The organism is Streptomyces sp. NPDC002851 (assembly GCF_053591935.1).
In genome coordinates this window covers 103,679-114,715 of record NZ_JBSFUT010000027.1, presented here as the reverse complement: position 1 = coordinate 114,715, position 11,037 = coordinate 103,679, and the positions used below count along the sequence as shown (strand labels likewise).

The following is an 11,037-nucleotide window of genomic DNA, read 5'->3' as shown; positions in this document are numbered from 1 at the left end:
GAGGCCCTCAAGGACTTCGAGCTCTCGCGCAAGGACGCGGGCCGCTCGAAGAACATGTTCGCGCTCGGCCTGCTGTCGTGGATGTACCACCGGCCGACCGAGGGCACCGAGAACTTCCTGAAGTCGAAGTTCGCGAAGAAGCCCGACATCGCCGCGGCCAACATCGCCGCCTTCAGGGCGGGTTGGAACTTCGGCGAGACGACCGAGGACTTCGCCGTCTCCTACGAAGTACAGCCCGCGGCGTCCGCGTTCCCGACCGGCACCTACCGGAACATCTCGGGGAACCTGGCTCTGTCGTACGGCCTGGTGGCGGCCTCGCGGCAGGCCGATCTGCCGCTGTACCTGGGCTCGTACCCCATCACTCCGGCGTCGGACATCCTGCACGAGCTGAGCAAGCACAAGAACTTCGGCGTACGGACCTTCCAGGCGGAGGACGAGATCGCGGGCATCGGTGCCGCGCTCGGCGCCGCCTTCGGCGGGTCCCTCGCCGTGACCACCACCTCCGGGCCCGGCGTGGCGCTGAAGTCCGAGACCATCGGCCTCGCCGTCTCGCTCGAGCTGCCGCTGCTGATCGTCGACATTCAGCGCGGCGGCCCGTCCACCGGTCTGCCGACCAAGACCGAGCAGGCCGATCTGCTGCAGGCCATGTACGGGCGCAATGGTGAGGCGCCGGTTCCGGTCGTCGCGCCGTCCACTCCGGCGGACTGCTTCGACGCCGCCCTGGAGGCCGCCCGGATCGCGCTGACCTACCGGACGCCGGTGTTCCTGCTGTCCGACGGCTATCTGGCCAACGGTTCCGAGCCGTGGCGGATCCCGGACGTGGACGAACTCCCCGACCTGCGCGTCCAGTTCGCCCACACGCCGAACCACCAGACGGAGGACGGCGCCGAGGTCTTCTGGCCGTACAAGCGCGACCCGCAGACCCTCGCCCGCCCGTGGGCGGTTCCGGGTACCCCGGGCCTTGAGCACCGCATCGGCGGCATCGAGAAGCAGGACGGCACGGGCAACATCTCGTACGACCCGGCCAACCACGACTTCATGGTGCGTACGCGGCAGGCCAAGGTCGACGGCATCGACGTGCCGGACATCCAGGTCGACGACCCGAGCGGGGACGCGGGGCTCCTGGTCCTGGGCTGGGGTTCGACGTACGGGCCGATCACCGCCGCCGTACGGCGGCTGCGCACCGCCGGGCAGAGCGTCGCGCAGGCGCATCTGCGGCACCTCAACCCGTTCCCCGGGAATCTCGGTGAGGTTCTGAAGCGTTACGACAAGGTGGTGGTCCCCGAGATGAACCTCGGTCAGCTCACCACCCTGCTGCGCGCCAAGTACCTGGTCGACGCGCACAGTTACAACCAGGTGAATGGAATGCCGTTCAAGGCCGAGCAGCTCGCCACGGCTCTCAAGGAGGCCCTCGATGGCTGAGACCACGGAACGCAGGACGGTCGAAGCGCTCTCGCTCGTGCCCAAGGCCGAGGCGAAGCAGTCGATGAAGGACTTCAAGTCCGACCAGGAAGTGCGCTGGTGCCCCGGCTGCGGCGACTACGCCGTCCTGGCGGCCGTGCAGGGCTTCATGCCCGAACTCGGCCTGGCCAAGGAGAACATCGTCTTCGTCTCCGGCATCGGCTGCTCGTCGCGGTTCCCGTACTACATGAACACGTACGGCATGCACTCCATCCACGGCCGTGCCCCGTCCATCGCCACCGGACTCGCCTCGTCCCGGCGGGACTTGAGCGTGTGGGTGGTCACCGGTGACGGCGACGCGCTCTCCATTGGCGGCAACCACCTGATCCACGCGCTGCGCCGCAATGTGAACCTGAAGATCCTGCTGTTCAACAACCGGATCTACGGCCTCACCAAGGGCCAGTACTCCCCGACGTCAGAGGTCGGAAAGATCACGAAGTCGACGCCGATGGGGTCCCTGGACGCCCCGTTCAACCCGGTGTCGCTCGCGATCGGCGCGGAGGCGTCGTTCGTGGCGCGGACGGTCGACTCGGACCGCAAGCACCTCACCGAGGTGCTGCGCCAGGCCGCCGACCACCCCGGCACGGCCCTCGTGGAGATCTACCAGAACTGCAACATCTTCAACGACGGCGCCTTCGAGATTCTCAAGGACAAGCAGCAGGCCGAGGAGGCGGTGATCCGCCTCGAGCACGGGCAGCCGATCCGCTTCGGCGTCGACGGCGCCAAGGGCGTGGTGCGGGACACCGCGACGGGTGACCTGAAGGTCGTCACCGTCACGCCGGAGAACGAGGGCGAGCTGCTGGTGCACGACGCGCACTCCGCGTCGCCGTCCACCGCCTTCGCGCTCTCCCGGCTCGCGGACCCCGACACCCTGCACCACACCCCGATCGGCGTCTTCCGCTCCGTGGACCGGCCGGTCTACGACACGCTCATGGCCGACCAGTTGGACGCGGCCATCGAGCAGAACGGCAAGGGCGACCTCGCCGCGCTGCTCGCGGGCAACGACACATGGACGGTCGCCGGCTGACAGCCGTACCGCCTGACGTACCCACGAGGCGAGGCCCGGTTCTGAGAAGGCTCAGGACCGGGCCTCGTCGTATCGCTCCCGGTTCTCGAGCACCGTCGGCGTGCGCTTCTCGGTCCACCGGCCGAGGGCCGCGACCTGTTCGGCCGCCTCCTTGCCCAGGTCGGTGAGCGAGTAGTCCACCCGGGGCGGGACCACCGGCTTGGCGTCCCGGTGCACGAACCCGTCGCGCTCAAGGGTCTGCAGGGTCTGCGCCAGCATCTTCTCGCTCACGCCGCCGATATGCCTGCGCAGTTCGCTGAACCGGTACGAGCGCTCCCACAGGGCCACCAGGACCAGGACGCCCCAGCGGCTCGTGACGTGCTCCAGGACATTGCGCGAGGGGCACATCGCGTCATTGATGTCCGCCTTCATGTCCGGCGCCCAGCCGCCGACCGACTCACTAACTGTCATATCAGTACCTTACTTCAAAGTGGGTACTTACGCCAGGTTAGTACCCCCCTTAAGGTAAGTGACTGAACGTCCCGAACGGAAGATTCTGGAGATTTCAGTCATGAGCCTCGTCGTCACCGGTGCCACCGGAAACCTCGGCCGCCTCGTCATCGACGGGCTGCTCGCCGCCCAGGTGCCCGCCGAGCAGATCACCGCCGTCGTCCGCACGAAGGAGAAGGCAGCCGACCTCGCGGCGCGCGGCGTCGACCTGCGGGTGGCCGACTACTCGCGGCCCGAGACCCTCGCCGGGGTCTTCGCCGCGGGCGACCGGGTGCTGCTGATCTCCGGCAGCGAGATCGGGCAGCGCGTGCCGCAGCACCAGGCCGTGATCGACGCCGCCCGGGCTGCGGGCGTGGCACTGCTCGCGTACACCGGGATCCTCGGCGGGCCCGAGGCGGACTTCCGGCTCGCCGAGGAGCACAAGGCGACCGAGCGGGCGATCCTCGACTCCGGCCTGCCGTACGCGTTCCTGCGGAACGGCTGGTACCACGAGAACTACACCGAGCACCTCGCCCCGGTCCTCGAGCACGGCGCCGTGATGGCCAGTGCGGGCGAGGGCCGGGTCGCCTCCGCCTCGCGCGCCGACTACGCGGCCGCGGCCGTGGCCGTGCTGACCGGCGAGGAGCACGAGAACGCGGTGTACGAGCTGAGCGGCGATATCGCGTGGAGCTTCGCCGAGTACGCCGCCGAGGTGGCGCGGCAGTCCGGCAACGACGTGACGTACGCGAACGTCCCGGCCGAGCAGCACCTCGCGGTCCTCACCGGCGCCGGGGTGCCCGAGCCGATGGCCGAGATCCTGGTGGACGTCGACGCCGCCGTGGAACGGGGCGCGCTCGCGAAGCGGACCGGCGACCTGGCGCTGCTCATCGGCCGGCCGACGACGCCGGTGGCCGAGGCGATCGCCGCCGCGCTGCGGGGCTGAACCGGGGGTCTCCGCCGTAACCCGGGTCTCCGCCGTAACTCGGAGATTCTCTGCAGTAACCCGGGGGTGCGCTGGCTACCGGATCGCCGCCGCATCTCTGCCGCGGGTCCGGTCTCTGCCGCAGGTCAGGCTGTCATGACCGTATGGCGATACGGGCATGACAGCCGGGCCCGTCCGGCGCTACCTTCTGGAGAGTTGTCGCGGCGTATGTGAAGCCTTGTCGCGCACGGAGACTTCGGGAGGGGCCTTGCAGCCGTTGGGTGCGTCTGGTCCGGGTCGCGCTGGACTCGTCTACGGCTTTGCCGCGTACGGAATGTGGGGCATCGTCCCCCTCTTCTGGCCGCTCCTGAAACCGGCCGGTGCGGCGGAGATCCTCGCCCACCGGATGGTCTGGTCCCTGGCCCTCGTCGGGCTCGTGCTCCTCGTGATGCGGCGCTGGTCGTGGGTGGGCGAGCTGGTGCGGCAGCCGCGCAAGCTCGGCCTGATCACCGTCGCCGCCGCGGTGATCACCCTCAACTGGGGCGTCTACATCTGGTCGGTGAACTCCGGGCGCGTGGTGGAGGCGTCGCTCGGCTACTTCATCAATCCGCTGGTCACCATCGCGATGGGTGTCCTGCTTCTGAAGGAGCGGCTGCGGCCCGCGCAGTGGGCGGCGGTCGGGACCGGCCTCGCGGCGGTGCTCGTGCTCGCCTTCGGGTACGGGCAGCCGCCCTGGATCTCGCTCGTGCTCGCCTTCTCCTTCGCGACGTATGGCCTGGTCAAGAAGAAGGTCAACATCGGCGGTCTGGAGTCCCTGGCCGCCGAGACCGCGATCCAGTTCCTGCCCGCGCTCGGCTATCTGCTGTGGCTCGGCTCCCAGGGCGCGTCCGACTTCGGCCCGCACGGCGTCGGGCACGCGGTGCTGCTCGCGTCCACCGGCGTCGTCACCGCCCTGCCGCTGATCTGCTTCGGGGCGGCCGCGATCCGGGTGCCGCTGTCCACGCTCGGCCTGCTTCAGTACCTGGCGCCGGTGTTCCAGTTCGTCCTCGGCGTCGCGTACTTCCACGAGGCGATGCCGCCGGAGCGGTGGGCGGGCTTCGCCCTGGTGTGGCTGGCGCTCTCGCTGCTCACCTGGGACGCGCTGCGTACGTCCCGGCGCAACCGGGCGGCAGCGGTACGGCTCGCTGCTGAGACGAGCACTGTTGAGACGGGTGCTGCTGAGGCGAGCGCCGCGGACGCGGGTGCTGCTGAGGCGGGTGCCGTGAAGCGTGCGGCGCAGGGTACGGGGGATGCCGCTGCGGCGGAGAGTCGCGAGCCGGCCGTCTGAGAAGGGGTGCTACGGCGCTCCTTCAGTACCGTGGGCAGTACCGCGGGCGCGATGCGCCTTCACCTTGTTGCGGTTGCCGCAGCGCCCCATCGAGCACCAACGGCGGCGGCCCGGCCGTGACGTATCGACGAACACCAGGAAGCAGTTGTCCGCCCCGCACACCCGGATGCGCCCGGCGTACGGGCCCGTGAACAGGTCGATCGCGTCGCGCGCGATCGTCGAGAGCAGCCCGTTGCCGGTGGCTCCCGGGCTCCACGCGCGCGTGCCGTCGGGCAGGATCCGGGCGACGAGCGGCGGTGCGGCGGCCGCGATGTTGACCACCTTCAGCGCCTCCGGGTCGAGGGCCGCGCCGCGCGCCTGCCCCTCGGCGAGCGTCCACAGGGCCGCGCGCAGCTCGTGGGCGGCGGCCAACTGTGCTCTGGTGACGGTCAGTTCGAGCCCCGGGGTCAGGCTGCTCTCCGCCGTCCAGCGCCGCAGGTCGTCCGGCTCGCGCAGCGACTCGCACTCTCGATAGCGCTCCGCGCCCCCGGTCGGCAGCAACTCCAGACAGAGCGCGCCCGGGTCGAAGGTCGTCACATCCATGTAACCAGTATAAGTGGTTAGCTCACCCTCGTCCGGGGAACCCGGGGGCCCAAAAGGCGCACCTCTGCGCGCCGCCTTACCTACGGCGTGCACACGGTTTATCCGTGATGACCGATTACTGGCCCCGTCTGGTGGGCTCCGATCGCGCCGCTGTCGGACCGGCAGCGTCCATGGTGGCGCGGGCGCGGGTCGCGCTGTTCGGCGTGTGTGCCGCCTTCGCCGTCCTGCCCGCCGTACTCATGCCGCTGTCGCTGCCGCTCGGGTGGGACGAGATCGTGTACGCGGGGCGGTTCTCCTCGTTCGCGCACGGCCTGGAGGTCCCCTTCGAGGCGCCGCGCACCCGGGGCGTGCCCACCCTGATCGCGCCGGTGGCCGCATGGTCGGGCTCCGTGCCACTGCTGCGCATCTGGCTCAGCCTGCTCGCGGGGGCCTCGCTGTTCGCCGGGTTCCTGCCCTGGCTGGGGGTGTTCCGGGCGCGGCCGTACGTCGTTCCGATCGCCGCCGCCGCGTACGGCAGCCTCTGGTTCGCGCTCTTCTACGCCCCGTCCGCGATGCCCAACCACTACACGGCGATGGGCGCCACCGCGGCCGTGGGCTGCTACGTGCGCCTCGCGGACGGAGAGCACACAGGCTGGGCCGCGACGCGGCTGTGGTGCGGGCTCGCGCTCGGGGTCGGGCTCGCCACGCTGACGCGGCCCAACGACGCGGCCTGGATCGCGGCGCCGCTCCTGCTCGCGCCGCTGATGTACCGACCGTGGCAGGCGGCGGCGTCCCGCCTCCTACCGGCGGTGGTGGTGGGGCTCGCGGCGGGGGCGGTGCCCTGGGTCATCGAGGCCGTGGTCCGGTTCGGCGGGATCGGCGAGCGGCTCGCCCTCGCCACCGAGCAACAGGGCGGCGTGGGGCCACGGTTCAACCTGCCCAACGTGATCAACGCTCTCGACGGGCCGCTGCTCTGCCGCCCATGCACCTCCACCGGGTCGGGCCTGCCGGCGGGATGGTGGTGGTACGCGCTGCCGCTCCTGGTCGGCGCGGGCCTCTGGCTCGCCCTGCGCGGGCAGTACCCGGCGAGCCTCCGTCCGCGCGGCGGCATCGGACGGCTCGGCCCCCGGTTCACTCCGCGCGAACCCCGGGTCGAGGCGCTCGGGCGCCCGGATGTGCCGGTCGCGGCGCTCGTTCTGCCGACCGTCGTGGCCGGGTCAGCCGCCGTCACCTATCTGTTCCTGCTCCACTACGCGGCACCCCGCTTCCTGCTCACGACGTACGCCCTCCTGGCCCTGCCCGCCGCGGTCGCGCTGCGCGCCCTGTGGGCGACCGCTCTGCGGTACGGCCGCGTGCCCGTCGCCGCACTCCTCCTCGTACTCGTCGGGCATCTGGCGATGCAACTGACGATGGCGTGGGGGCACGGGAGCATCCAGTCCGACGCCCGCCGGGACTGGCAGCGCATCGCGACAGTGCTGCACGAGGCGGGGACCAAGCACGGCTGTGTCCTGGACGGCAACACCACGGTCATCCCGATCGCGTACACCACGGGCTGCCTGCCCGCCCAACTGCGGCCCAAGCAGGCGCCGGACGCGCTTGTGCTGCGCAACACCGCGTCGCCGGGCGACCGGTGGAGCGAACGGGAGTGGCGGATGATTCCGGTTCCCGACACGTACAACAAGGGGTGGCGGGTCGCCGTACCGAAACAGTAGGGGGCGGCGGATCGGCGTACCGGCACAGAAATCGGCGTACCGGCACAGAAGAAGAGTCCTGCGAAGGAGTCCTTCGAAAGAGTCCTTTGAAAGGGTCTGTGAAAGGGCCCGGCTTCATTGCACCGCCTCGGCGTAACCAGTATAAGTGGTTAACATGACTCTCCACTGGAAGCTCGTCATCGACGCCCAAGACCCGCACGCCCAGGCCGACTTCTGGGCCGCCGCACTCGGCTACGCGGTCGAGGACCACAGCGCCCTGGTGGAGCGGCTGCTCGCCGCAGGTGCCGTGACGCCCGAGATCACCCAGGAGCACCACGGCCGCGCCGCCTTCCGGGATCTCGCCGCCGCGCGGCACCCCGATGAGCCGTACGACCAGGAGACCGGGGCAGGGCTCGGGCACCGCCTGCTGTTCCAGCGCGTACCGGAGAAGAAGACCGTCAAGAACCGCCTCCACATGGACCTGCACGCGGACCCGGAGCAGCGCGACGCGGAGGTGACCCGGCTCGAAGAGCTCGGCGCGACCGTCCTGTACCGGGTGGACGAGCCCGCCGGGCAGTGGGTGACGATGGCGGACCCGGAGGGGAACGAATTCTGCGTCCAGTGACGCCGGGTCGCGTATAGGGAGACCGATAGGGAGCGGGCGCGGGGTACAGAAGGAGCGGCGGGGCGGTCGTTATGCGAACACCGCTGTCCGATTCAGGCTCTTGACGGAGAGTCAAGAATGGTCGGACCATGCGGGGCACGCACCGCACATCTCGTACGTCTCCCTGTCCCCGTACGGAGTCCGGAGCCCCCCACATGAGACTCTCCGTCCCGATACGTACCGCCGCGGCGGCCGCGTTAGTCACCGCCGGTCTGCTCGCGGCCCCCGCGGCCACGGCCGCCCCGACCCCGGCCGCCGCGCCCGACATACCCGTGGCCAACGTCAAGGCCCACCTCGACGAACTGCAGTCCGTGGCCGACGCCAACGGTGGCAACCGAGCGCACGGCAGCGCCGGTTACAAAGCGTCCGTCGACTACCTCAAGGGCAAACTGGACGCCGCCGGATTCACCACCGCCGTGCAGGAGTTCAGCTATGGCGGCGGCACCGGCTACAACCTGACCGCAGAGTGGCCCGGCGCCGACCCCGACCAGGTCCTGATGGCCGGGGCACACCTCGACGGCGTCCGCTCGGGCCCGGGCATCAACGACAACGGCTCCGGCTCCGCGGCCGTCCTGGAAACCGCGCTCGCCGTGTCGCGCGAACAGCTGAAGCCCGCGAAGACGCTGCGGTTCGCCTGGTGGGGCGCGGAGGAGCTGGGCCTGGTCGGGTCCCGGCACTACGTCAACGAGCTGCCCGGCGCCGAGCGTTCGAAGATCTCCGGCTATCTGAACTTCGACATGGTGGGCTCGCCCAACGCCGGTTACTTCGTCTACGACGACGACCCGGCCATCGAGAAGGTCTTCAAGGACTACTTCACCGGCCTGAACGTCCCCACCGAACCGGACACCGAGGGCGACGGCCGCTCCGACCATGCCTCGTTCCAGGACGTCGGCATACCGGTCGGCGGCCTGTTCACGGGCGCGGGCAACACCAAGTCCCGTGCCCAGGCGGAGAAGTGGGGCGGCACGGCCGGTGCGCCCTTCGACCGCTGCTACCACTCGTCCTGCGACACGACCGCCAACATCGACGACACGGCCCTTGACCGGAACAGCGACGCGGCGGCTCATGCCGTGTGGGAGCTGTCTTCCTGACGGTCGTCCCGGTGGTCGTCCCGGCGGTCGTCCTGACGCGCTTCGCCCCGTCGGCAGGTGGCCGACGGGGCGGAGTCGCTGAACTACGGGTGGGATCGGGTTACTTGGCGGCCGCGTTCGCCGCGTCGACCAGGGCTTCCTTGGTCACGGCGCCCACGTACACCTTGCCGTCGTCCGTCATGAGGGCGTTGACCAGGCGGGTGGAGAAGACCGTGCCGGAGCCGAACTTTCCGTTCACCTTGTCGCCGAGCGCGTCGAGGAACTGGCCTGCCTCGGCCGGGACGTCACCGGAGCCCGAGCCCGATCCGGAGCCGGAGCCGGAGCCGCCGGTGGGCAGGCCGCCCTTGGCACCGCTGTCGAGGACGGCAATGGAGTCCCAGCCCTCGCCGATGACGTTCAGGCCCTCGAAGTCCTTCCCGGCGCCCTTGCCTTTCTTCCAGTCGCCCTTCTTCCAGGCGTCCTTGCCGAAGTCGCCCTTCTTCCAGGCGTCCTTCCGGCCCTCGCCCTTGCCCTCGCCCTTGCCGAAGTGGCCCTCGGGGCCGCGCTTGTCCAGCTCGTCCGACTCCGTGACCTTCGTGCCCTGCGGGGGCGTGAAGTCGAAGGTGGACGCGGCCGGTTTGGCGAAGTCGACCCGCGTGAACCCGGCGTCGACCACGGGCTTGCCGCCGCCCTTCGGCGTCAGCGTGAACTTCAGCGGCACGCCCTTCTCCGCGTCGACCGCGATCCGGATGGCCTCGATGGTCGACTTGCTCGCCGCCCCGTTCTCACCCTTGGGCTGGATGACCAGCTGGTAGGCGTCCCGCCCGGCGACGCTCGCGGTGCCGTCGACGGTCACCGAAGTGGTCTTGTCGGCCGCCTTGAGCGCCTGCTCGGCGAGCTCCTTGGGCGTGGTGGGAGTCGAGGGCGCGCCGTCCGGCAGCTTCCGGTGTTCGCCGCCCTCGCCCCGCTCGGCCGCGTGGCCGTCCTTGGAGTGGAACGCCTCCTTCGAGGCACTGTCGTACGCCCATACCTCGGCGCCGTCGCGGATGATGCTGTACTCCTCGGAGCCGTCCAGGATCGACAGCTTCTGCTTCTCAGGACCGTCGGCGGCCACCTTCAACGTATGCGTACCGGAGGCGAGTTCGAGGAGCTTGGCATCCGGCGTGGCCGCATCGCCGCCCTTGCCGCCGTCCCCGCCCTTCGGGGCGAAGGAGGAGGCCAGGCCGCTGAAGTCGGGCAGGCCCAGGTCGGTGCTGACCTTCATCTGGCCGGAGAACTGCTCGACATCCGACGCGGCGATCTTCTCGATCAGTTGCTGCGCGGTGATCTTCGGCAGGTCGGGGTCCCCCGAGTCCGCCAGTGCCGGGACCAGTCCAATGGTCGCCGCCGCCACGCCGGCCACCGCGACCGGAACGGCATAACGGGCGGCCTTGCGCCGGCCCACAGGCCGCTCCTCGGCCTCTTCGGTGCCCTGTGACGATTCGTACGGTGCCATGTGTGCCTACCTCCGTGGTTCGGCGGCGGTCTTCCGAGCACGCGTCCACCCCGCGCCGCCGGTCTCACCCGAATTGGTAAAGAGGGGTTATGGGTGCTTGCCCTTGTGCCTATCCATCGGACCAAAACGGCGACGAAGAAGCGTCAGCCCGCGGGATCAACCTGACGTACTCCCCGGGGATGACACCGGGGCCCCCAGGGACGACAACGGGGCGTCACAACCCTGAGACGCCGGGCACCACAACCCTGAGATGTCGGGCACCACAACCCTGACCTGAGGTGGAGTCAGCCCGGTAGGTATGGGCCTGAGGTGGAGTCAGCCCGGCAGGGCAGTGGCCTGTCCTGAGGCAGG

The 11,037-nt window shown here is 70.1% G+C and carries 10 protein-coding genes; 7 read left to right on the top strand and 3 right to left on the bottom strand.

Annotated elements, in window-relative coordinates; translation table 11 throughout:
- Together ACWD10_RS26105 and ACWD10_RS26100 are read left to right on the top strand one after the other, a co-directional pair.
- Positions 1–1,422 (top strand): 2-oxoacid:acceptor oxidoreductase subunit alpha (locus ACWD10_RS26105; protein ID WP_451095038.1); only part of this gene is annotated, 1,422 nt, incomplete at its 5' end.
- On the top strand, positions 1,415–2,488 hold the full coding sequence (locus ACWD10_RS26100; RefSeq protein WP_451095036.1) for a 2-oxoacid:ferredoxin oxidoreductase subunit beta: 1,074 nt from the start codon (positions 1,415–1,417) through the stop codon (positions 2,486–2,488). The genes ACWD10_RS26105 and ACWD10_RS26100, both read left to right, overlap by 8 nt.
- Before the next feature lie 51 nt (positions 2,489–2,539).
- On the opposite strand, the gene ACWD10_RS26095 is transcribed toward ACWD10_RS26100, so the two are convergent.
- Complete coding sequence (locus ACWD10_RS26095) at positions 2,540–2,938, bottom strand: winged helix-turn-helix transcriptional regulator (protein ID WP_451095034.1); 399 nt, start codon at positions 2,936–2,938, stop codon at positions 2,540–2,542.
- Positions 2,939–3,038: 100 nt separating this feature from the next.
- Here ACWD10_RS26095 and ACWD10_RS26090 point away from each other — a divergent pair, with 100 nt between their 5' ends.
- Both ACWD10_RS26090 and rarD read left to right on the top strand, forming a co-directional pair.
- Positions 3,039–3,899 (top strand): SDR family oxidoreductase, encoded by an 861-nt coding sequence (locus tag ACWD10_RS26090; RefSeq protein ID WP_451095032.1) that lies wholly within the window; start codon positions 3,039–3,041, stop codon positions 3,897–3,899.
- 313 nt (positions 3,900–4,212) lie between these two features.
- Positions 4,213–5,205 carry an EamA family transporter RarD gene (gene rarD, locus ACWD10_RS26085; protein WP_451095044.1) on the top strand — a complete coding sequence of 331 codons (993 nt, stop codon included), beginning with the start codon at positions 4,213–4,215 and terminating at the stop codon, positions 5,203–5,205.
- Positions 5,206–5,214: 9 nt separating this feature from the next.
- Here the strand turns inward: rarD and ACWD10_RS26080 are convergent, their stop codons facing one another.
- Positions 5,215–5,787, bottom strand: a complete 573-nt coding sequence (locus tag ACWD10_RS26080) for a CGNR zinc finger domain-containing protein (RefSeq protein ID WP_451095030.1) — start codon at positions 5,785–5,787, stop codon at positions 5,215–5,217.
- Between the two features lie 104 nt (positions 5,788–5,891).
- Between ACWD10_RS26080 and ACWD10_RS26075 the strand changes: the two genes are divergently transcribed.
- The 3 genes from ACWD10_RS26075 (at position 5,892) to ACWD10_RS26065 (ending at position 9,212) form a co-directional block, all read left to right on the top strand.
- Complete coding sequence (locus tag ACWD10_RS26075; protein WP_451095028.1) at positions 5,892–7,478, top strand: hypothetical protein; 1,587 nt, start codon at positions 5,892–5,894, stop codon at positions 7,476–7,478.
- A gap of 154 nt (positions 7,479–7,632) precedes the next feature.
- A complete protein-coding gene (locus tag ACWD10_RS26070; RefSeq protein WP_451095026.1) occupies positions 7,633–8,082 on the top strand; it encodes a VOC family protein in 450 nt (149 codons plus the stop codon).
- Between the two features lie 194 nt (positions 8,083–8,276).
- Positions 8,277–9,212, top strand: coding sequence for a M28 family metallopeptidase (locus ACWD10_RS26065; RefSeq protein ID WP_451095024.1), 936 nt, complete (start codon positions 8,277–8,279; stop codon positions 9,210–9,212).
- A gap of 100 nt (positions 9,213–9,312) precedes the next feature.
- On the opposite strand, the gene ACWD10_RS26060 is transcribed toward ACWD10_RS26065, so the two are convergent.
- Positions 9,313–10,686 carry a LolA family protein gene (locus tag ACWD10_RS26060; protein ID WP_451095022.1) on the bottom strand — a complete coding sequence of 458 codons (1,374 nt, stop codon included), beginning with the start codon at positions 10,684–10,686 and terminating at the stop codon, positions 9,313–9,315.
- Between the last annotated feature and the right edge of the window lie 351 nt (positions 10,687–11,037).

Bases quoted from the DNA above. Each gene is read 5' to 3' on its own strand.
- ACWD10_RS26060 (WP_451095022.1), bottom strand. From the start codon at position 10,686: ATGGCACCGTACGAATCGTCACAGGGCACCGAAGAGGCCGAGGAGCGG.
- ACWD10_RS26090 (WP_451095032.1), top strand. From the start codon at position 3,039: ATGAGCCTCGTCGTCACCGGTGCCACCGGAAACCTCGGCCGCCTCGTC.
- rarD (WP_451095044.1), top strand. From the start codon at position 4,213: ATGTGGGGCATCGTCCCCCTCTTCTGGCCGCTCCTGAAACCGGCCGGT.
- ACWD10_RS26070 (WP_451095026.1), top strand. From the start codon at position 7,633: ATGACTCTCCACTGGAAGCTCGTCATCGACGCCCAAGACCCGCACGCC.
- ACWD10_RS26100 (WP_451095036.1), top strand. From the start codon at position 1,415: ATGGCTGAGACCACGGAACGCAGGACGGTCGAAGCGCTCTCGCTCGTG.
- ACWD10_RS26080 (WP_451095030.1), bottom strand. From the start codon at position 5,787: ATGGATGTGACGACCTTCGACCCGGGCGCGCTCTGTCTGGAGTTGCTG.
- ACWD10_RS26095 (WP_451095034.1), bottom strand. From the start codon at position 2,938: ATGACAGTTAGTGAGTCGGTCGGCGGCTGGGCGCCGGACATGAAGGCG.
- ACWD10_RS26065 (WP_451095024.1), top strand. From the start codon at position 8,277: ATGAGACTCTCCGTCCCGATACGTACCGCCGCGGCGGCCGCGTTAGTC.